This is a genomic window from Stenotrophomonas sp. SMYL11, from assembly GCF_036320005.1.
Classification (GTDB): domain Bacteria; phylum Pseudomonadota; class Gammaproteobacteria; order Xanthomonadales; family Xanthomonadaceae; genus Stenotrophomonas; species Stenotrophomonas maltophilia_A.
Genome location: NZ_JAWIRS010000006.1, coordinates 48,262 through 68,378, shown reverse-complemented (window position 1 = coordinate 68,378; position 20,117 = coordinate 48,262). Strand labels below are relative to the sequence as shown.

Below are 20,117 nucleotides of genomic sequence, written 5' to 3'. Positions count from 1 at the left end.
ATCTCCGCCCTGCGCGCGTCGCAGCGTTCCTTTCCGGTTCCACGCATGTCCGAAGTCCAGCACCCGCTGCCCACCACTACGTTCCTGCCGCTGCAGCGCAAGTCGCTGGCGCGCTACGTTGCCCATGGCACGCCACCGCAGACCGCAGTGGAGCAGGCCGGGCTGATGGCCGCGCAGCTGTGCCGGACGCGCCTGCATCCAGCGGCCGAGATCGAGCGCCTGCTGCATGATGCCTGCACGCTGTTTGCCAGCAACGAAGGTGCGGCTGCACAACTGGCCGGCCCCGGTGGCGGTGGCCAGCCGGAACTGGATGCCTGGTTGAGCGCATTGGCCGCCCACGGCGTGCTGCTGGCGCCGGCGGAGATCCTGCAGGACGTCATCGCGCAATCGCCACGGGAGTACCAGGGACTGGCCCTGCAGCAGGCCTGCCAGGAAACCCTGGTCGAACATGAGATCCGCTTTCCCGCCACCTTTTCCAGTGACGACGACGAGGCCACGCAGGATGACGTCGCCGCCGCGGATGCGCGGTCGGTCGAGCACCATGGCCTGTACACCTCCGAGCAGGCCCGCGTGCTGCGCGCCATCGCCGCCAACCCCGATGAGCTGATCGACCTCGATGGCTATGCCGGCACCGGCAAGGGCCACCTGGTGCTGGCGCTGATGGAGGCGCGGCCGGGCCGCTACACCTACGTGGCGCCCTCGCGTGGGCAGGTGGAAGCCTTCCGCGCCCGCGTGCCGGCCAGCACTGCGGTGCGCCTGCTGACCCAGATCGAGTTCGCCAACCGCGTGGCCCAGCACGCCGCGCGCAGCGGCCAGACCGGTGGCTTCGTTGCCAGCTACCGGCGCAGCACCCGTACGCCGCGCGAGATTGCCGGCCGCATCGGGCTGCAGGGCATCGGTGGGCGCAGCCCGGAGCAAGTGCTGCTGACCGCGTTCGAGGCCATCAACCGTTGGTGCGCGTCGTCGGCAACGGGCTTGGCGTTCCAGCATTTCGACCGTTCGGTGCCCGCTGCGATGCTCGATGTGTCGCCGTACATGGCGGCCGCCGAGCACGTCTGGCGCTGCATGTTCGACGCCGAACTGCAGCGGGGCACGCTGCTGAGCCTCAGCCCGGCGCACATCGGCAAGTGGTTGGCACTGCGCGGCGTCACCCCGCCGCTGGACATGGGCATGCTGCTGGTGGACGAGGCGCATGACCTGAGCCCGTCGTGGAAGCAGTTGCTGGCCGGCCATGCGCCTGGCGTGGTCAGCCTGGGTGATCCGCACCAGTGCCTGACCGGTACGGTGCCGCGCTGGTCCGCGTCGAAGGTGCTGGAAATGCACCAGTCGGTGCGCCAGGGCAACCAGGTCGAGGGCCTGGTCAACCAGACCCTGGCACTGGATGGGCTGGGCCAGGACAGGGGGCCGTTCGTCGGTGCCGCCGACCGCGCCACCGGTGTGCTGCATTACCGCGACTGGGCGCAGGTGCCGAGCGAGGGCCTGCGCATCCATGGCAGCGTCGCCGATCTGGCCCTGGATGCGGCACAGCTGCACGCGCTCGGGCTGCGGCCCTACCTGCATCCGGCATCGCTGCGTGCGCTGCGCAGCGTGCTGCAGCGACCACTGGATGCGTGGCGTCGGCGCCGCGACAGCGCATCGGACCCGACATGGGAGCACGTCCTGGCCACGCAGGCCGACGAAGGGCAGGGCGCGCTGGTCGAACTGTTTGCGTCTGCCGATCGGGTGCAGTCACTGCTGCAGGCGCTCGATGACCAGGACACGCCCGCTGAAGGGCGGGTGGCGCTGTGCCTGGCCGAACACGCGAAGAACCTGCAGTTCGACGTGGTCTCGCTGTCACCCGGCTGCTTCAGTGCGGGGCAGGGCGGGCGCATCTGGCACAACCCGGTGCGCGCGGTCTATCTGGCGCTGACCCGTGCGCGACGCCAGCTGCACCTACCGGCCGATGGCATGGAACAGCTGCAGCACACGGCGACACTGCAGGAGCAGGCACGCCAGAAGCGCAGGCGCGAGCGACAGCAGGCCAGCGGTTACCGGCCCGCACGCTAGAACGCGCGTCGCTGTCTGGCAGCGACACGCCGGCTCAGATCAGCACTTGTCCTTGCGGCCCATCAGCTTGCCCAGGCGCGAGGCTTCCTCGCACTTCGGCGCGGCCACTGGTGCCGGTGCCGCTGCGGCGGCGCGTGCACGCTGCAGCTGCTGGATCTTGGCGCGGATCTGCGGCATGGCGGCCATTGCGGCCTTCTCGCCTTCCAGGATCGCGGTGCCACGCTGGCTGAAGTCGGCGGCGCCGATGTCCAGCACCTTCGGGCGGATGACGATGTCGGCGCGTGCCAGTTCCTGTTCGCCCAGGCGTTGGCCCATGATCGAGATGGACTGGTTGACGATGCCCAGCATGTCGGTCGGCGCCTTGCCGCTGGCCTTGCTGGAGATGTCCACGGCGATCACGAAGTCGGCGCCGAGCTGGCGCGCGGCATCCACCGGCACCGGGCTGACCACGCCACCGTCGATGTAGTTGCGGCCACCGATCTTCACCGGCTCGAACACGCCGGGAATGCTGCTGGACGCGCGCACCGCCTGGCCGACGTTGCCGCGCACGAAGATCGCACGCTCGCCGGTCTCCAGCTGGGTGGCGACGGCGGCGAACGGCTTCTTCAGGCGCTCGGCAGGACGGTTGGCAACCTGCTCGTTGACGTAGTCCTGCAGCTTCTGGCCCTGCACCAGGCCACCGGAGAACAGGCGCACGTCGCGGATGCTGGCTTCGTCCAGCGCGACCGCCCTGCTCTGCATCTGGAAGGCGTCCATGCCGCTGGCGTACAGCGCGCCGACCACGCTGCCGGCGCTGGTGCCGGACACCACGGCCGGCTCGAAGCCATTGGCTTCCAGCATCTTGATCACGCCGATGTGCGCGAAGCCCTTGGCCGCGCCACCGCCGAGCGCGATACCGATCTTCACCGGCTTGGCCTGCGGCACCACGGCCGGCGCAGGCGGCGGTGTGGGGCGGACCGGGTCGCCACCGCAGCCGGCCAGCAGGCCGATCAGGGCGACGGACAGCAGCATGCGGGGGCGGAACAGGCTCATCGGCAGTGCGCTCGCGGCGCCGGATTCAGGAAAGGGCGCCAGCATACCGAAGCCGTCGCGGGGCGGGCAGGGTGGGGAGTCTCGCCCATTCAGGAAATGGGGCCGGTAGGTGCCGACCTTGGTCGGCACGCGCAGATTCCAGTGCCGACCAAGGTCGGCACCCACCGAGCTCCTGTGGTCAGAACCGGTTGTCGCCGTCCAGCATCCGGCCCAGGCCGCCCAGCACCGAGCCTTCGCCGCGGTTCTGGCCACCGCCCTGCGGCGCGGCCATCCACATGCGGCCGGCCAGGCGTGAGAACGGCAGCGACTGCAGCCAGACCTTGCCCGGACCGGTCAGCGTGGCCAGGAACACGCCTTCGCCACCGAACAGCATGCTCTTGATGCCGGCCACCCGGCGTACCTCCATGTCTACGGTCGGGTGGTAGGCCACCACGCAGCCGGTATCCACATCCAGCCGCTCGCCAGCCGCCAGCTCGCGCTCCACCACGCAACCGCCGGCATGGATGAACACCCAGCCGTCGCCTTCCAGCTTCTGCATGATGAAACCTTCGCCTCCGAACAGACCGGTCATGATCTTGCGCTGGAACTGCACGCCGATCTGCACGCCGCGCGCGCCGGCCAGGAAGCTGTCCTTCTGGCAGATCAGGCGGCCGCCATGCTGGTCCAGCTTCATTGCCAGCACGGTGCCGGGGTAGGGCGCGGCGAAGGCGACCTTGCCCTTGCCGTGGCCGCTCTGGGTATAGACGGTGGCGAACAGGCTTTCGCCGGTCAGCACGCGCTTGCCGGCGGCCATCACCTTGCCCATGAAGCCGCCGCCCTGGTCGCCGTTGGCGGCGCCGAACACCGTGTCCATCTGCACGGTGGCATCCTTGAACATCAATGCGCCGGCCTCGGCAATGGCGCTCTCGCCGGGATCAAGCTCGATCTCCACGAACTGCATTTCATGGCCGACGATGCGGAACTCGATGTCGTCGGCGCGGCCGCTGGCGGCGGCGGGGACCGGCGGCGGGGTGTTCGGCATGCCCGGGGCCGCGGACTGCAGTTCGGGCACCTCGGCAATCGAGGTCCACCCGCTCATGCCCTGGCACCAGGCCAGGGCGCGCGGGTTGGCCTGCGCATAACGGCGCGCGGCCTCGTCATCAAGCGGGCCGATACGCTCGGCCTGGGCGGAGGCATGGAAGTACCACTGGGTCATCGCGGCGGCTCTGCAGGGCTGGAAAACCCCGAGTCTAGCGAGGGGGCGGGGGCCGGGGCGACGCGGCCATGAACGGCAGGCATTTGCGGGGCAGGTGCTGTATTGCAACAATTATCTGGTAGCGCCGTTTTACCACCCCTCCAAACACAGCCTACCGCCATGTCTCCGACCCGCACTTCCCGTGGCCGCCTTCCGGTCGCGCGCCCCCTCGTTGCCGCTCTTTCCGCCCTGTTGCCGCTGGTAGCAGCCGCCCAGGAAACTCCCGCTGCCAAGGATCCGGTTGCCCTTGATGCCCTGCAGGTGACCGCGCAGCGCCGCGTCGAGAACGCCAAGGACGTGCCGGTCGCGATCAGCGCGATCCAGGGCGAGAAGCTCGATGTGCTGGGTTCGGCGGGCGATGACATCCGCTTCCTGGCCGCGCGCGTGCCCAGCCTCAACATCGAGTCGTCCTACGGTCGTGCCTTCCCGCGCTTCTACATCCGCGGCCTGGGCAACACCGATTTCGACCTCAATGCCTCGCAGCCGGTATCGCTGGTGTACGACGACGTGGTGCAGGAAAGCCCGCTGCTGAAGGGCTTCCCGCTGTTCGACCTGGCCGGTGTGGAAGTGCTGCGCGGTCCGCAGGGCACCCTGTTCGGCCGCAACACCCCGGCCGGCGTGGTCAAGTTCGATTCGGCGCGTCCGTCGCAGGATGCCGATGGCTACGTGCGCGTGGGCTACGGCCGCTACAACAGCTGGAACGTGCAGGGCGCCTACGGCGGCCCGCTGACCGACCGCTGGTCCGCGCGCGTGTCGGCCATCTACCAGCGCCGCGACGACTGGGTCGACAACACCCACGCCGGTGCCCCCAACAGCGGGTTTGAAGGCTACGACGAAGCGGCCGGCCGCGTGCAGTTCCTGTACGAAGGCGATGATTTCGAAGCACTGTTCAATCTGCACAAGCGCAAGCTCAACGGCACCGCGCGCCTGTTCCGCGCCAACATCATCGAGAAGGGTGGCAACGCGCTGGTCGAGAACTTCGACCGCGACAAGGTCGCCAACGACGGCGTCAACTTCTCCGATCTGGAAACCTGGGGCGGCAGCGCGCGCCTGCAGTGGAACCTCGGCTCGGTGACCCTGCATTCGATCACCGGTTATGAAACCGCCGAATCGCTCAATCGTGGTGACATCGACGGTGGCTACGGCGCCGCTTTCCTCGGCGCCGGCAACTCCGGCCCGGGCCTGATCCCGTTCCCGTCCGAGTCGGCCGACGGCCTGCCGGACCACCGCCAGTGGACCCAGGAATTCCGCGTGGAATCCAACGAATGGGGCCGCTTCGACTGGCAGGCCGGCGTCTTCTACTTCGATGAAGACGTGACCATCAACAACTTCAACTACGACTCGCTCACCCCGGGCAACCCGCAGACCGGCCACGTGGTGCAGCAGCAGCGCAACAAGGCGTGGGCGGTGTTCGCCTCCGGTGACTTCGACGTCACCGACCGCTTCAAGCTGCGTGGCGGCGTGCGCTACACCCAGGACAAGAAGGACTTCAGCGCCAGCGTGCTGCAGCAGACCCCGGGCGGTACGCCGGTCAGCGGCCCGTATCTGGCCAACACCGATGTCAACGACGTCAGCTGGGATGTCAGCGGCGTGTACAAGCTGACCGACAACGTCAATGCCTACGCCCGCGTGGCCAAGGGCTTCCGCGCGCCGTCGATCCAGGGCCGCCTGGCGTTCGCGCCGGGCCTGTCGCAGGCCGATTCGGAGAAGGTGATCTCCTACGAGGCCGGCATCAAGGCCGACCTGTTCGACCGCCGCGCGCGCCTGGGCTTCAGCGTGTTCCGCTACGATGTGGACGGCCAGCAGCTGATCGCCGTCGGTGGCGGCAACAACACGGCGACCCTGCTCAACGCCGACAAGACCATCGGCCAGGGCGTCGAGCTGGACCTGGAGGCCTACCTGGCCGACAACGTGCTGCTGACCTTCGGCAGCAGCTACAACGACACCGAGATCAAGGACAAGGACCTGGCGGTGGCGATCTGTGGCGGCGGCTGCACCATCAACGACCCGACCACGATCATCAACGGCGGCACCTACGCGCTGGTCAACGGCAACCCGCTGCCGCAGGCGCCGAAGTGGATCCACAACGCCACCCTGCGCGTCGGCTTCCCGCTCAGTGATGGCAGCGAGCTGTACGCCTACACCGACTGGGCCTACCGCAGCGCGGTCAACTTCTTCATCTACGAATCGCCGGAATTCCGCGGCCGCAGTTCGCTGGAAGGCGGCCTGCGCCTGGGCTACAACTGGGAGTACGGCCAGTACGACGTGGCAGTGTTCGGCCGCAACCTGACCAACCAGACCCGCGTGGTGGGTGCGATCGACTTCAACAACCTGACCGGCTTCCTCAACGAGCCGCGTACCTGGGGCGTGGAGTTCACCGCGAAGTTCTGATGCGGTGGCTGCGTTGATGCAATGAAGAAGGGCCGGCGCAATGCCGGCCCTGCTGCTTTACACCCATCGGTAGTGCCGGCCGCCGGCCGGCAACAACTGAACCGCCAGGCGCCTACAGCGCGCTCTGCGGGCGCACCTTCAGCACCGCGTTCTCGGTGGCGCAGTCGCGGCTGGAGTGCAGGCCGGCCTTGCGCGCGGCAGCGATCTCTTTGCGTGCGGCCAGCAGGTCCTTGTTGAACGCGGCGTTGTCGTGCAGGCGGGCCACGGCGGCGGCGCCCATGAAGCGGCCTTCGAGGATGTCGCTCTGCCAGTGCACGTTGCAGACCAGGCGGCTCTCGCCGTAGTTGCGGCCACGGGCCTGGATGGCATCGGCGCGGTCCGGCGCGATCTCGGACAGGATCAGGGCCCAGGCCCAGCCGATCGAGGTGTGGCCGGACGGGTAGGAACCGTTCCTGCGCAGGCCTTCTTCGTCCTTCGGCGAGCAGGTCGGTTCACCATTGACCATGAACGGGCGCGGGCGCTGGTAGTGGTTCTTGGCGGCCTTGGTGGCAGCGCTGGCGTCGATCCGGCTGCGCTCCAGCAGGCGGTACAGCGCCGGGGTCTTCACCGCATCGACGTCGATGTCGGCGGCGCAGGAGAAGTGGTTGGCGCCTTCGGGGAAGCCGAGTTCCGCATCGACACCGGCCTGGGCGAAGCGCGGGCTGCCACGCAGCGCGCGGGCTTCACGGCTGACCTGTTCGTCGAGGGCGAGGGCGGCCGAACCGGCCACCGGCGGTGCTGGCACCAGGTCGAGGCTGGCCGGTACCGCGCTCTTGTCCAGATAGCCCACCGCCTTGGTGGTGATGTTGGCTTCGACGGCGGTCGGCTTGGCGACGGTGGCGGCACAACCAGCCAGGGCCGCAACGACGGCAAGGCCGAGCAGCGGGCGGGCAGGGTGGGAAATCAGCGACATGGACAGGCTCCGGAGGAAAAACATCGCGCCATGATCGCAGCCCGTATACGACACCGCAGTGGCCATCGGTCATACGGCCAGACCCGGCATGGTCATCCCGGCGATATGAAAAGCGTCATCGACTGACGTCAGTCTCATGAATCCGGGCGCAGCGCACGGACTTTCACGTGGCCGCGCCGCGAGCATCGGCACAACGGCAAGCACCAGGGGCCGTCCAGTTCCAGCCGGGTCGGGGGGATCCGTTGACAGAGGGAGAGAAGCGATGCGCAGCACCGCAACAGGAAGTACCGTCCTGGCCCTGCTCCTCGGGCTGGCAGCCGCGCCGGCACAGGCTGCCGACGTGGTCGGCGTGGCCTTCGTGCATGGCACCGGCGCACAGACCAACGCCACCCAGGACTACTGGCAACCGGCGATCATCGACACCGTGCGCCAGGGCCTGCCGAACAGCAGCAACTACGTCGTCATCAACTGCGACTTCACCCAGTACATGTGGAAGCCGGAAGCCGCCGGCTGCCTGGCCAACCAGTTGACCAGCTTCATCGACAGCCGTGGCATTACCCAGCTGGTGGTGATCACCCACTCCAACGGCGGCAACGTGATGCGCTGGATCCTGTCCAACCCGACCTACGACAGTCGCTATCCGAAGATCATCCGCACGGTGCGCAAGGTCAACGCGCTGGCACCGTCCTCTGCCGGCACGCCGCTGGCCGATGCGGTGCTCAACGGCAACACCTTCGAAACCTCGCTGGGCTGGCTGCTGGGCTACAAGAACGACGCGGTGCGCCAGCAGCAGGTGGCGAGCATGGCCACCTACAACGCACAGAACCTGTACGGCACCGCTGGTCGCCCGGCGCTGCCCAAACCGTTCCGTGCCGTGGTTGGCAGCGACGTGGAGTCGGCGGTGTGGGACAGCAACAGCTACTGCGGTGGCTATGCCGCCAACGTCGGCCTGGAGTTCACCCAGAACTGGCTGTCGTCCTGCTCCGATGGCTTCCTGGAGTGCAGCAGCCAGAAGGCCGCCGGCACCACCTGGTTCACCGACAAGGCGCGTACCCAGGGTGCAGAACCGCTCAGCCACAACCAGAGCCGCCGCGAGTGCTTCGGCCTCGGCACCCTGCTGCGCAACGACCTGACCCAGTGAGGGAGACGACCATGACGATTCAATCCACCCTGCTGGCCGGCGCCACCCTGGCAGTGCTGTCCCTTTCCGCAGCGCAGGCCGCGCAGCCGCTGCAGGCCGCCCGTGCGGGCGATCAGGTGCCCGCCGCCCTGGTAGCCGCGCCGCTTCCCGCCGATGAGAGCGAACACGCGCCACTGGCCTTTGCCTGGGCGCTGGACCCCGCACAACCGCTGCAGGCGGCCACGCCGTATGCCTCGGTCAGTCGCAGCTACTGGCAGCAGGTTGATGGCACGCAGCTGCAGCGCGGCCTGGACCTGCCACTGACGGCGCCGGATGCGGTGATCCAGCTGAGCCCGGCCGACGGTGCCCGCGCGCTGCCGGCCAACACGCTGCAGGTGCGCGACCCGGCTGGCCGCAGCAGCGTGGCGCGCAGTGTCGATGCGCGCGCGCTGCAGGAGGCCGGCATGTCGGTCAGCGATGGCAGCAGCATGCTGCGTACCGGCGCGACCAGTGCAGTCGGTGCGTACACGCTGCAGAGCGCGCAGGCCCAGGGCCGCTACGTGGTGCAGGTGCTGGAGCCGAACAGTCCGCTGCGGCTGGAAGTGCAGGCCAACCAGGCGCAGGTGCTGGCTGGCGGCAACGTGCAGCTGCAGGCACGCCTGCTGGAAGACGGCGCCACCACCGCGCAGCTGGCATCGCGTCGTGGCGGCCTGGGCGGTGAAGCCCTGCTGGTCGCACCGGATGGCCGCAGCTGGCCGCAGCGGTTGCTGCGCACCACCGATGGTGCGCTGCGCGCGCAGGTAAGGATCCCAGCCGATGTCGGAACCGTGCAGGGGCTGTGGGAGCTGCAGGTGTTCGCCCAAGCGGACGGTGTGCTGCGCGATGGCAAGGTCGCCTTTGCGGTGGCACGGCCGACTGCCCGCTTCAGTGGAAAGGCCGCGCCGGACCCGGCCAGCCGCCAGGTGGCGCTGCCGCTGCAGGTGGCTGCGGCCGGACGCTATGAGGCGCGGGGCACGCTGTATGCCACCGCCCGCGATGGCCAGTTGAAGCCGGTCGCACAGGCACATGCGGCCGCGTGGTTCGATGGCCCGGGCGCAGGCCAGCTGGTGCTGCCGTTCGACCAGGCGGCGTTGCCGGCCGGATTCGGTGCGCCTTACGAACTGCGCGACCTGCAGTTGCAGGACCAGAGCCGGATGGCACCGATCGAGTCGCGCGCGCTGGCGTTGAGGTTCTGAAGCAATGCAGCGGGCCGGATTCCCCGGCCCGCTGCATCGGCTGACTGGGGTGGAGCCGACTGGGTAGAGTCGACTGTTAGTCGACTGCCCTTCCAACAGACCGCAAAAACCCCGCGCTGCGCGCGATAGTCGACTGACAGTCGACTCTACCGCCGTCCCGCGGGTCCGACGCGTTACCCCGCGTACGCGGTCAGCCGGCCTTCCTGCTCGACCACCGTGATCGCGCCGCCGAACACCGCCGACAGCGGCTCGTTGCGCAGCAGCTCGGCGCGGGTGCCATCGGCCTGTACACGGCCATCGCGCAGCAGCACCACCCGCTCGATCTCGGCTGACTGGGGTGGAGCCGACTGGGTAGAGTCGACTGGGTAGAGTCGACTGTTAGTCGACTGCCCTTCCAACAGACCGCAAAAACCCCGCGCTGCGCGCGATAGTCGACTGACAGTCGACTCTACCGCCGTCCCGCGGGTCCGACGCGTTACCCCGCGTACGCGGTCAGCCGGCCTTCCTGCTCGACCACCGTGATCGCGCCGCCGAACACTGCCGACAACGGTTCGTTGCGTAGCAGCTCGGCGCGGGTGCCATCGGCCTGTACACGGCCATCGCGCAGCAGCACCACGCGCTCGATCTCGGGAATGATCTCTTCGATGTGGTGGGTCACCAGCACTAGGGTGATGCCCTGCTGTGCCAGCACCCGCATGGTCGCCACCAGCTGCTCGCGGGCGACCAGGTCCAGGCCGGTGGAGGGCTCATCCAGCAGCAGCGCCTGCGGCCGGTTGACCAGCGCGCGGGCGATCAGCACGCGGCGGGTCTCGCCGGCGGACAGCTCGGCGTAGGCGCGCTCACGCAGCGACAACGCGCCGGTCATCGCCAGCGTTTCGCCAACACGCGCGCGCATGTCGGCGGTCACTTCGCGGAAGGCCGGCACTACGTAGCTGGCGAAGAAGCCGGACAACACCGCCTGCTCCACGGTCAGCCCGGGCATGTCGGACAGGTTGCTGCTGAGGTCGCCGGTGACGATGCCCAGCTGCGAGCGCAGCCGGTCCACCTGCCAGCGGTTCTGGCCCAGCACCTTCACCGCCACCGAGCCCTCGCCCTGGGCCAGCGGGTACAGCTCGCGGGTGATCAGCTTGATGAAGGTCGACTTGCCGCAGCCGTTGGGGCCGAGCAGGGCGGTGTGCTGGCCCTGCGCGATGCGCAGGCTGAGCCCGTGCAGCACCTTCACCTGGCCGCGCACCACGGTGGCGCGGTCCAGTTCGATCAAGGGGGGCAGCTCCGCGACGGGCGGGGCGGCGGTCATGGTGCTGGCGCGTGGATCAAGGCTCGACAACTCAGGTCCCCAACTGTGAACGGTGCCACGGATGACGGTGGCAATCACCGCCGCAGGGATGCAGTTTGCAACGCAAGCGCCCATGATGTCTGCCATCGCCGCGTCGATACGGAGAGCCGCCATGCCCGATGCCCTGATGTCCCTGTTGACTGGTGGTGTGCTGGGCCTGGGCTGGTGGGCCATGCTGGTCGTGCTGCTGGTCTTCACCCAGATCACCATCTTCTCTGTGACCCTGTACCTGCATCGCAGCCAGGCCCATCGCGGGGTCGATTTCCACCCGGCGCTGGCCCACGTGTTCCGGTTCTGGCTGTGGCTGACCACCTCGATGATCACCCGCGAGTGGGTGGCCATCCACCGCAAGCACCATGCGAAGGTGGAAACCGAGGACGACCCGCACAGCCCGGTCACCCGTGGCATCGGCAAGGTGTTCTGGCACGGCGTGGAGCTGTACCGCGAAGCCCGCGGCCAGCGTGCGGACATCGAGCAGTACGGGCGCGGCACCCCGGATGATGCGATCGAGCGCCGCCTGTACACCCCGCATGCCACGTTGGGGCCGGTGCTGCTGTTCGCGATCAATACCGTGTTGTTTGGCCTGCCTGGCGTGGCCCTGTGGGCGATCCAGATGGCGTGGATCCCATTCTGGGCGGCCGGCGTGGTCAATGGCCTGGGGCACTGGTGGGGCTACCGCAACTACGAGTCGGCCGATACCTCCACCAACCTTACGCCGTGGGGCTTCTGGATCGGTGGCGAGGAGCTGCACAACAACCACCATGCCTTCCCCAGTTCGGCGCGCTTTGCGATGCGGCGCTGGGAGTTCGATATCGGCTGGAGTGCGATCCGCCTGCTGCAGGCGCTGCGCCTGGCCAAGGTGCTGCGGGTGGCGCCGGCCATGGACGTGCGCCCGAACATCGCCGTGCCCGATGCCGAAACCCTGAAGGCGCTGCTGTCGCACCGCTTCCAGGCGATGACCGATTACCAGCGCAATGTGTTCATGCCGGCTCTGCGCGAGGAAGCCGTGCAGGCTGGGGCCAAGCTGCGCCGGCTGCTGCCGCGCCGGCTGCGCCGTGGCCTCGTCAACGATGGCCGCTGGCTGAAGCCGGACAGTCGCGCCCAGCTCAGCGCATGGGTGGCACAACGGCCGCGTATCCGCACCCTGGTCGAGTACCGCGGGCGATTGGCCGCGTTGCTGGAAGCCCGAGGCCACGACGCCGCCGAGCGCCTGCACCAGCTGCAGGCGTGGTGCCGCGAGGCCGAGGAAAGCGGGATCGCCGCGCTGCAGGCCTATGCCGCACGCTTGAAGGGCTACAGCCTGGTGGGCGCGTGAGGGCAGGGTACGGGCTTCTGCTGGCCGCGCTGCTGCCGGGCGCGGCGCTGGCCCAGGTCACCGATACCACCAGCTACCTGCAGCGGATGGACAGCGATGGCGACGGCCGGGTGAGTGAATCCGAGTACGTGCAGTGGATGTTGTATGCCTTTGATCGCATGGACCGCAATGGCGATGGCGTGCTGAGCGCGGACGAGCTGCCCGGCGGCAAGGGCAGGGCGATCATCCGCGGGCAGCAGCGGCAGGTGATCGTGCAGCGTTTCCACAAGCAGGATGCCAACGGTGATGGCGTCCTGGATGCCCGTGAACTGGCGGCACCGCCACGCTGAGCGGGCGTAGAATCGATTCATGCCTGAACTGCCCGAAGTCGAAACCACCCGCCGCGGCCTGGCGCCGCACCTGCAGGGTCGCCGCGTGCATGGCGTGATCCTGCGTCGCGCCGACCTGCGCTGGCCGATTCCGCCGGAAGTGGCCGAGCTGCTGCCCGGGCAGCGCATCGAGGACATCCGCCGCCGCGCCAAATACCTGCTGCTGGATACCGCCATCGGTAGCGCGGTGCTGCACCTGGGCATGTCCGGCAGCCTGCGTGTGCTGCCCGGTGATACGCCGGTGCGCGCCCACGACCACGTGGATATCAGCCTGGACAACGGCCGCCTGCTGCGCTTCAACGACCCGCGCCGCTTCGGCAGCCTGCTCTGGCAGCCGGCCGGCGAGATCCACCCGCTGCTGCAGGGGCTGGGCCCGGAGCCGCTGGACGACGCCTTCGACGGCGATTACCTGTTCGCCCGCAGCCGGGGCCGCAGCGCGCCGGTGAAGACCTTCCTGATGGACCAGGCGGTGGTGGTGGGCGTGGGCAACATCTACGCCGCCGAAAGCCTGTTCAAGGCCGGAATCAGTCCACTGCGCGAGGCCGGCAAGATCTCGCGCGGGCGCTATCAGCGGCTGGCCGACGCGGTGAAGGAAATCCTCGGCTACGCCATCACCCGTGGCGGCACCACGCTGCGCGATTTCATCAGCCCTGACGGCGCGCCGGGCTACTTCGAACAGGAACTGCTGGTGTACGGCCGTGACGGGCTGCCCTGCCCGAACTGTGGCCGCGCGCTGAAGCACGCCACCATCGGCCAGCGCGCCAGCGTCTGGTGCAGCCACTGCCAGCGCTGAGACGGGCGGCCAGCGGCAGCTGAACGGGCAGGGCACGTCTCCGCTGCCCGTTAACGTTTGTCTGCCTATGATGGCCGACCTTCCCTCTGTGCCTGACGCGCCTGCATGCAACGACGCGACTTCATCCGCAATGCCTCCCTCGCCCTGGCTGCATTCGGCCTGCCGTCCCTGCCCGCGTGCGCGGCCAGCAAGAGCGGCCAGATGGGCCTGCGCCGCCTCGGCCAGCCGCAGCCGTTCGACTTCGCCACCCTGAAGGGCCAGGCGCGCGCGCTGGCACAGGCACCCTACAAGAGCCACAAGCGGGTGCTGCCGGGCCGCCTGGAAGGCCTGGACTGGGACCAGTACCAGTCGATCGGCTACCGCCAGGACCATGCGCTGTGGGCTGACCAGCCGGGCAAGTTCCAGGCCAAGTTCTTCCACCTGGGCCTGTACTTCCACTCGCCGGTGCGCATGTTCGACGTGGTCGACGGCAAGGCGCAGGAGCTGGCCTATGACGGCGCGGCGTTCAACTACGGCAAGAGCGGCATCAAGGACGGCGAGCTGCCGGCCGATCTGGGCTTCGCCGGTTTCCGCCTGAACACCCGCAAGGACACCGACCGCGACTTCGCCGCCTTCCTCGGCGCCAGCTACTTCCGCGCGGTCGGCAAGGAAGGCCAGTACGGCCAGTCCGCGCGCGGTCTGGCGATCGACACCGGCATGGGCAAACCGGAGGAATTCCCGGACTTCATCGCCTACTACCTGGAACAGCCGTCGGCCGATTCGGAGACGATCGTGGTCTACGGCCTGCTGGATTCGCCCAGCGTGGCTGGTGCGTACCGCTTCGCCATCACCAATGGCGACGTGCTGCTGATGGACATCGACAGCGCGCTGTACCCGCGCAAGGCGATCGAGCGGCTGGGCATCGCCCCGTGCACGAGCATGTACCAGGTGGGCGAGAACGACCGCCGCATGGCATGGGACTGGCGCCCGGAGATCCACGACACCGATGGCCTGTCGCTGTGGACCGGTGCAGGCGAGTGGATCTGGCGGCCGCTGCTGAACCCGCGCAACCTGCGCTTCAACATGTTCGTGGACCGCAACCCGCGTGGTTTCGGCCTGCTGCAGCGCGACCGCAACTTCGACCACTACCAGGACGACGGCGTGTTCTACGAGAAGCGCCCGTGCCTGTGGGTGGAGCCGAAGGGCGAATGGGGCGAAGGCTCGGTGCAGCTGGTGGAGATTCCCACCGTGGACGAGACCTTCGACAACATCGTGGCGTTCTGGAACCCGAAGGAAAAGCCGCAGCCGGGCCAGGAGCTGCTGGTCGGCTATCGCCTGTACTGGGGGGCCGAGCCGCCGGCACGGCCGCCGCTGGCGCACTGCGTGGCCAGCCGCACCGGCCTGGGTGGCGTGGTCGGCAAGAAGCGCGAGTATTTCAGCTGGCGCTTCGCGGTGGACTTCGAAGGCGGCGAACTGGCCAGGCTGATCGACAAGGGCGAGGTCGAGGCCGTGGTGGAAGCCAGCCGCGGCCGGGTCGAGATCGTGTCGGCGCGCCCGCTGCGCGAGATCAACGGCTACCGCGCGATGTTCGACCTGGTGCCGCCGGAAGGCAGCACCGAGCAGATCGACATCCGCCTGTTCCTGCGCAGTGGCGGCAAGACCCTCACCGAGACCTGGCTGTACCAGTACACCCCGCCGCCGGCAGGTGCGCCGGAGCGCACGCTGTACTGAATGGATGCGGCCCGGTGCCGGCCACACGCCGGCACCGTTGTTTCAAGGCTTGCTGTCGGTGGCGTGCGACTGGGTCGGCACACCCACTTCCACCGTGCCCCGGCGGATCTTCATCCAGGTTTCGTCCTGCCAGCGTTCGTACTGCTTCGGGTCCCAGTACTTCGGGTCGTAGAGGCGATCGGCCTTGATGGTGCGGGAGATTCCGCCGTCCATGTACACGATGTCGACGTTGTTGGACATCGAGCCGACGCGGCTGCCGGTCATCTCGCGGCGCCCCTTTCTGAGCACTTCGGCCATGCGTGGGCGCGCGACTTCGTCACCATACTCGGCGCGCAGCGCGCTTGCCTGCGCGCGCGCCGCATCATGCTGCTCCAGCGGCAGCGTGGCCCAGTACTCGTTGCGCAGCTCGACGAACAACGGATAGCCACGTTCGGCCGCCACCTCCATCCAGGCATAGGCCATGACCGGATTGCGCGGCTGCTCTACCCCGTACCAGTACATCTCGCCGAGGTAGCCCTGGGCAGGCTTGTCCGCATACCGCGCGGCCAGCCGGAAGTTGTCCATCGCGCCGTTGACATCGTTGCGACGCAGCGCGTTGACGCCCCATTGCCGGTACATCATGTCCGGGTGGCTGTCCATGAAACCGGCGCCGATCACCGCCGCATCGTCTTCACCTGACGGGCGCTCGGCCGCGGTGGCCAGCAGGGGCAGCAACAGCAGCGGCAGCAGCAGGAGGGCAGAGCGCATGTCGGACGTCCAGTTCGGCAGCAGGTGAGCTGCAGCCTAGGCGCGACAGCGCTTGCTTGTAAACCGCTGGAGGTCATGGCGCACCGGCGCGCCTGCTACAGCGGCAGGGGCGCCTGCGCCGGATCGATGCGCCCTTCGCCGCGGGTGATCTTCTTGAACTCGGCGCGGCTGACCGACACGTAGCGGTCGTTGCCGCCGATCTCCACCTGCGGGCCGTCCTGCACCGCGTGCCCATGCTCGTCCACGCGCACCGTCATCGTCGCCTTCTTGCCACTGTGGCAGATGGTCTTGATCTCCTGCATCTCATCGGCCCAGGCCAGCAGGTACTGGCTGCCCTCGAACAGCTCGCCGCGGAAGTCGGTGCGCAACCCGTAGCACAGCACCGGAATGCGCAGCTGGTCGACCACTTCGCTGAGCTGCCAGACCTGGGCGCGGGTCAGGAACTGCGCCTCGTCCACCAGCACGCAGCCCATCGGGCCGTTGGCTGCCAGATCCTGCTCGACCCAACGCTGCAGGTCGGTATCGCGGTCGAAGGCCATGCCGTCCGCACGCAGGCCGATCCGCGAGGCGACCACGCCGGCGCCGGCACGATCGTCCAGGCGCGGGGTCAGGATCGCCACCCGCATGCCGCGCTCGCGGTAGTTGTGGGCGCTCTGCAGAAGGGTGGTGGTCTTGCCGGCGTTCATCGCCGAATAGTAGAAGTAGAGCTTGGCCATCGACGGATTGTACGCCGCAGCCCCGCTTCGCCGAAGCCGTTCAGCAACCCCACCGGTGGCCCGCTGTGGTCGTCACCCGGCCCCGCTACAATCCCCAACCCATGCACGGTCTCAATCCCCCCCAAGCCGCCGCCGTCCTGCACATCGAAGGTCCACTGCTGGTGCTCGCCGGCGCGGGCAGCGGCAAGACGCGTGTGATCGTGGAAAAGATCGCCCACCTGATCGGCTGCGGCCGCTATCCGGCGCGCCGCATCGCGGCGATCACCTTCACCAACAAGTCGGCCAAGGAAATGCGCGAGCGCGTGGCCAAGCGCCTGCGCGAGCAGGACGCCGACGAGGTGACCATCTGCACCTTCCATGCGCTGGGCCTGAAGTTCCTGCAGATCGAGCACGCGGCCGTTGGCCTGAAGCGCGGCTTCTCGATCTTCGATGCAGACGATGCCGCTGCGCAGATCAAGGACCTGATGTACGGGGCCAAGCCCGACGACATCGAGGACATGAAGAACCTGGTGTCGCGCGCGAAGAACGCCGGCCTGTCTCCCGAGCAGGCGATGGCCGCCGCGCGCAGCAATCGCGAGAAGGAAGCGGCCAGCGTCTACGAGCGCTACCAGCTGCGCCTGACGGCGTTCAATGCGGTCGACTTCGATGACCTGATCCGTCTGCCGGTACAGATCCTGGAAGAAAATCCGGAGATCGCGCTGGCCTGGCGCGAGCGCATCGGCTACCTGCTGGTGGACGAATGCCAGGACACCAACGACGCGCAGTACCGGCTGCTCAAGCAGCTGGCCGGTGACAAGGGCAACTTCACCTGCGTGGGTGACGATGACCAGTCGATCTATGCCTGGCGCGGCGCCAATCCGGAAAACCTGCAGCAGATGGGGCGCGACTATCCCACGCTGGAGATCATCAAGCTGGAGCAGAACTACCGCTGCTCCAACCGCGTGCTGCGCGCGGCCAATGCGCTGATCGCCAACAATCCGCACGAGCATCTGAAGAAGCTGTGGAGCGACCAGGCCGACGGCGAACGCATCCGCGTGTGGGAGTGCCGCAACAGCGAGCACGAAGCGGAAAAGGTCGCCGCCGAGATCGCCTTCGTGGCGCAGTCGCGCAATGTGCCGTGGAGTGATTTCTGCATCCTGTTCCGCGGCAACTTCCAGTCGCGCCCGCTGGAAAAGGCGATGCAGCTGCTGCGCATCCCGTATCACCTGACCGGCGGCACCATGTTCCTGGAACGCCAGGAAGTGAAGGACACGCTGGCCTGGCTGCGCCTGCTGGTGAACCCGGACGACGACACCGCGTTCATGCGTGCGGTGCAGTCACCCAAGCGCGACGTCGGCGCCGGCACGCTGGCCAGGCTGGCCGAGCTGGCGCAGGAGAAGGACATGCCGATGGCGCAGGCTGCCGAGGCGATCGGCGCCCTGCAGCAACTGCCACCGCGTGCGGCCAACAGCCTGGCGCGCTTCACCGACATCCTGCGCGACCTGCGCGCACAGATGCGGCAGATCAGTTCCGGTGACATGATCCGCAAGGTTGCCAAGGAATCAGGATTGCTGAGCGAGTTGCGCCAGCAGGCCAAGGAAGAGGCCAGCTACCAGCGCCGTGCCAACAACATCGAGGAACTGGCGCAATGGTTCGAGGGGGGCCCACGTGGCGCTACCGCCGCTGATCTGGCCGGCCAGCTGGCGCTGTTGTCACGCAGCGACAAGGACGAGGGCGGCAACCAGGTGCGCATGATGACCATGCACGCCTCCAAGGGCCTGGAATTCCCGTACGTGTTCATCGTCGGCTGCGAAGACGGCGTGCTGCCGCACCAGGTCAGCCTGGACGAGGGCAATCTGCAGGAAGAGCGGCGCCTGCTGTACGTGGGCATCACCCGCGCCAAGATCCAGTTGTGGATGAGTTACAGCAAGCTCACCCGCAAGTTCGGCGAGCACGTGCGGCTGAAGCCGAGCCGGTTCTTCGACGAGATTCCGGCCGAGGAGATCCAGCGCGATGGTGCTGATCCGGTGGCCGATGCGGTGCGCAAGAAGGAACGGGCGAGTGCGGGGTTGGCGGCGATCGAGGCGCTGTTCGATTGACCGGCGAACGGCGCAGCCCCTCGTGGTTGGCGCTGTTCGCAGTGCATTCGTGGTGGGGCGGGGGGGGGGGGGGGGGGGGGGGGGGGGGGGGGGGGGGGCGGGGGGGGCGGGGGGGGCGGGGGGGGGGGCGGTGCTCTTTGGTGGGGGGGGGGGGGGGGGGGGGGGCCCCTGGTCGGGACACGCCGTAAACCCTTCCATGGGGGCTCGGCCGCGGCTTGCTCGTGTGCGCTGTCCTGCGCACACGGCAAGACCGGGGTTGGGCGTCCTGCCCAACCCGCCCGAGGCATGCCTCGGGCCCATGCCGCGGACGGTCCCGTCCAGCCCACCCGCCCGGCCTCTGACAGGTTCCGTGCGCGCCAGCCACGGAAAGAAAAAAGAAAATCAAAAGCAGCAGCCGGGGTGAGGCAGAATCGGGGTTTCGGCTGGAGGTCTGCGCATGCATTCCATCGAAAGTGAACGCCTGCGTCTGCGTGCGATTGAACCTGATCGCGATGCGGCGCCGATGCTGGCGCTGTTGAATGATCCGGGCTTCGTGCGCTTCATTGGTGACCGCAATGTGCGCAGTGAAGAACAGGCGCGTGAGTACATCGCGCTGCGGGTGCTGCACAGCTATGCGTTGAATGGGTTCGGCATGTATGCCATCGAGCGGTTGTCCGATGGGGCGTGGCTGGGCAATGCCGGGCTGGTGCGCCGCGATGGCCTGCCGGGGCCGGACATCGGCTATGCAGTGCTGTCGGAATTCGCCGGGCAGGGTTATGCCGGTGAGGCGGCGCGGGCGGTGTTCGCGCATGCGCGCGCTGAGCTGGGCCTGCAGGATCTGTATGGCATCACCGATCTGGGCAACGTGGTGTCCGGGAAGATCCTGCTGGGCCTGGGCATGCAGGAACGCGGGGTCATCCAGTTGCCGGGCATCGAAACACCCAGCCGGCTGTACGCCACCTTGGGTGCGGCTGACGTCGGGTAGTGGGGGGGGGGGGGGGGGGCCCCCGGGGGGGGGGGGAGCCCGGCCCCGGCCCGCGCGCCCGCGGTGGCACCGGGGGGCGG

16 protein-coding genes and 1 pseudogene are annotated in these 20,117 nt (G+C 68.3%); 10 read left to right on the top strand and 7 right to left on the bottom strand.

All coding sequences use genetic code 11. The features are described 5' to 3' along the window. Nucleotides 1–45 precede the first annotated feature (45 nt). Nucleotides 46–2,046, top strand: coding sequence for a hypothetical protein (locus tag V3B46_RS11080; RefSeq protein ID WP_329891913.1), 2,001 nt, complete (start codon nt 46–48; stop codon nt 2,044–2,046). A 39-nt stretch (nt 2,047–2,085) separates the two neighbouring features. On the opposite strand, the gene V3B46_RS11075 is transcribed toward V3B46_RS11080, so the two are convergent. Both V3B46_RS11075 and V3B46_RS11070 read right to left on the bottom strand, forming a co-directional pair. Further along, nucleotides 2,086–3,078: a patatin-like phospholipase family protein gene (locus V3B46_RS11075; protein ID WP_329891912.1), complete on the bottom strand. Its 993-nt coding sequence runs from the start codon at nt 3,076–3,078 to the stop codon at nt 2,086–2,088. 178 nt (nt 3,079–3,256) lie between these two features. Then, complete coding sequence (locus tag V3B46_RS11070; RefSeq protein WP_329891911.1) at nt 3,257–4,273, bottom strand: TIGR00266 family protein; 1,017 nt, start codon at nt 4,271–4,273, stop codon at nt 3,257–3,259. A gap of 159 nt (nt 4,274–4,432) precedes the next feature. Here V3B46_RS11070 and V3B46_RS11065 point away from each other — a divergent pair, with 159 nt between their 5' ends. After that, the gene (locus V3B46_RS11065) at nt 4,433–6,703 is read left to right on the top strand and encodes a TonB-dependent receptor (RefSeq protein WP_329891910.1); all 2,271 of its coding nucleotides are present in this window, start codon (nt 4,433–4,435) and stop codon (nt 6,701–6,703) included. 112 nt (nt 6,704–6,815) lie between these two features. Here V3B46_RS11065 and V3B46_RS11060 read toward each other — a convergent pair whose 3' ends face one another. Continuing rightward, a complete protein-coding gene (locus V3B46_RS11060) occupies nt 6,816–7,655 on the bottom strand; it encodes an acid phosphatase (protein ID WP_329891909.1) in 840 nt (279 codons plus the stop codon). A 262-nt stretch (nt 7,656–7,917) separates the two neighbouring features. On the opposite strand from V3B46_RS11060, the gene V3B46_RS11055 reads away from it, so the two are divergent. Together V3B46_RS11055 and V3B46_RS11050 are read left to right on the top strand one after the other, a co-directional pair. Continuing rightward, nucleotides 7,918–8,796, top strand: coding sequence for a hypothetical protein (locus tag V3B46_RS11055; RefSeq protein ID WP_329891908.1), 879 nt, complete (start codon nt 7,918–7,920; stop codon nt 8,794–8,796). An 11-nt stretch (nt 8,797–8,807) separates the two neighbouring features. Continuing rightward, nucleotides 8,808–10,010: a DUF4785 domain-containing protein gene (locus V3B46_RS11050; RefSeq protein ID WP_329891907.1), complete on the top strand. Its 1,203-nt coding sequence runs from the start codon at nt 8,808–8,810 to the stop codon at nt 10,008–10,010. A gap of 173 nt (nt 10,011–10,183) precedes the next feature. Here V3B46_RS11050 and V3B46_RS11045 read toward each other — a convergent pair. Together V3B46_RS11045 and V3B46_RS11040 are read right to left on the bottom strand one after the other, a co-directional pair. Continuing rightward, a pseudogene (locus tag V3B46_RS11045) lies at nt 10,184–10,336 on the bottom strand (ABC transporter ATP-binding protein); the annotation flags it as partial. A 149-nt stretch (nt 10,337–10,485) separates the two neighbouring features. Beyond that, entirely contained in the window at nt 10,486–11,307 is an 822-nt protein-coding gene (locus tag V3B46_RS11040; protein ID WP_329891906.1) for an ABC transporter ATP-binding protein, read from the bottom strand. 151 nt (nt 11,308–11,458) lie between these two features. Here V3B46_RS11040 and V3B46_RS11035 point away from each other — a divergent pair, with 151 nt between their 5' ends. The 4 genes from V3B46_RS11035 to V3B46_RS11020 all read left to right on the top strand — a co-directional run bounded on the left by V3B46_RS11035 (nt 11,459) and on the right by V3B46_RS11020 (nt 15,532). Then, the gene (locus tag V3B46_RS11035; protein WP_154261819.1) at nt 11,459–12,661 is read left to right on the top strand and encodes a DesA family fatty acid desaturase; all 1,203 of its coding nucleotides are present in this window, start codon (nt 11,459–11,461) and stop codon (nt 12,659–12,661) included. Continuing rightward, nucleotides 12,658–12,990 (top strand): EF-hand domain-containing protein, encoded by a 333-nt coding sequence (locus tag V3B46_RS11030; RefSeq protein ID WP_154261820.1) that lies wholly within the window; start codon nt 12,658–12,660, stop codon nt 12,988–12,990. Before V3B46_RS11035 ends, V3B46_RS11030 begins: the two co-directional genes overlap by 4 nt. 19 nt (nt 12,991–13,009) lie before the next feature. Beyond that, complete coding sequence (gene mutM / locus V3B46_RS11025) at nt 13,010–13,822, top strand: bifunctional DNA-formamidopyrimidine glycosylase/DNA-(apurinic or apyrimidinic site) lyase (RefSeq protein ID WP_135271819.1); 813 nt, start codon at nt 13,010–13,012, stop codon at nt 13,820–13,822. Between the two features lie 105 nt (nt 13,823–13,927). Further along, nucleotides 13,928–15,532 carry an OpgD/OpgG family glucan biosynthesis protein gene (locus V3B46_RS11020; protein WP_012509627.1) on the top strand — a complete coding sequence of 535 codons (1,605 nt, stop codon included), beginning with the start codon at nt 13,928–13,930 and terminating at the stop codon, nt 15,530–15,532. A gap of 42 nt (nt 15,533–15,574) precedes the next feature. Here V3B46_RS11020 and V3B46_RS11015 read toward each other — a convergent pair whose 3' ends face one another. Beyond that, nucleotides 15,575–16,279 (bottom strand): SEL1-like repeat protein, encoded by a 705-nt coding sequence (locus tag V3B46_RS11015; protein ID WP_032128680.1) that lies wholly within the window; start codon nt 16,277–16,279, stop codon nt 15,575–15,577. A gap of 95 nt (nt 16,280–16,374) precedes the next feature. Further along, entirely contained in the window at nt 16,375–16,995 is a 621-nt protein-coding gene (locus V3B46_RS11010) for a thymidine kinase (RefSeq protein ID WP_008264720.1), read from the bottom strand. 101 nt (nt 16,996–17,096) lie between these two features. Between V3B46_RS11010 and V3B46_RS11005 the strand changes: the two genes are divergently transcribed. Continuing rightward, nucleotides 17,097–19,073, top strand: a complete 1,977-nt coding sequence (locus V3B46_RS11005) for a UvrD-helicase domain-containing protein (RefSeq protein ID WP_154261821.1) — start codon at nt 17,097–17,099, stop codon at nt 19,071–19,073. 436 nt (nt 19,074–19,509) lie between these two features. Next, nucleotides 19,510–20,037 (top strand): GNAT family N-acetyltransferase, encoded by a 528-nt coding sequence (locus tag V3B46_RS11000; RefSeq protein WP_329891905.1) that lies wholly within the window; start codon nt 19,510–19,512, stop codon nt 20,035–20,037. Nucleotides 20,038–20,117: the final 80 nt, after the last annotated feature.

Bases quoted from the DNA above. Each gene is read 5' to 3' on its own strand.
- mutM (WP_135271819.1), top strand. From the start codon at position 13,010: ATGCCTGAACTGCCCGAAGTCGAAACCACCCGCCGCGGCCTGGCGCCG.
- V3B46_RS11075 (WP_329891912.1), bottom strand. From the start codon at position 3,078: ATGAGCCTGTTCCGCCCCCGCATGCTGCTGTCCGTCGCCCTGATCGGC.
- V3B46_RS11005 (WP_154261821.1), top strand. From the start codon at position 17,097: ATGCACGGTCTCAATCCCCCCCAAGCCGCCGCCGTCCTGCACATCGAA.
- V3B46_RS11050 (WP_329891907.1), top strand. From the start codon at position 8,808: ATGACGATTCAATCCACCCTGCTGGCCGGCGCCACCCTGGCAGTGCTG.
- V3B46_RS11070 (WP_329891911.1), bottom strand. From the start codon at position 4,273: ATGACCCAGTGGTACTTCCATGCCTCCGCCCAGGCCGAGCGTATCGGC.
- V3B46_RS11035 (WP_154261819.1), top strand. From the start codon at position 11,459: ATGCCCGATGCCCTGATGTCCCTGTTGACTGGTGGTGTGCTGGGCCTG.
- V3B46_RS11020 (WP_012509627.1), top strand. From the start codon at position 13,928: ATGCAACGACGCGACTTCATCCGCAATGCCTCCCTCGCCCTGGCTGCA.
- V3B46_RS11000 (WP_329891905.1), top strand. From the start codon at position 19,510: ATGCATTCCATCGAAAGTGAACGCCTGCGTCTGCGTGCGATTGAACCT.
- V3B46_RS11015 (WP_032128680.1), bottom strand. From the start codon at position 16,279: ATGCGCTCTGCCCTCCTGCTGCTGCCGCTGCTGTTGCTGCCCCTGCTG.
- V3B46_RS11055 (WP_329891908.1), top strand. From the start codon at position 7,918: ATGCGCAGCACCGCAACAGGAAGTACCGTCCTGGCCCTGCTCCTCGGG.
- V3B46_RS11060 (WP_329891909.1), bottom strand. From the start codon at position 7,655: ATGTCGCTGATTTCCCACCCTGCCCGCCCGCTGCTCGGCCTTGCCGTC.
- V3B46_RS11065 (WP_329891910.1), top strand. From the start codon at position 4,433: ATGTCTCCGACCCGCACTTCCCGTGGCCGCCTTCCGGTCGCGCGCCCC.
- V3B46_RS11010 (WP_008264720.1), bottom strand. From the start codon at position 16,995: ATGGCCAAGCTCTACTTCTACTATTCGGCGATGAACGCCGGCAAGACC.
- V3B46_RS11080 (WP_329891913.1), top strand. From the start codon at position 46: ATGTCCGAAGTCCAGCACCCGCTGCCCACCACTACGTTCCTGCCGCTG.
- V3B46_RS11040 (WP_329891906.1), bottom strand. From the start codon at position 11,307: ATGACCGCCGCCCCGCCCGTCGCGGAGCTGCCCCCCTTGATCGAACTG.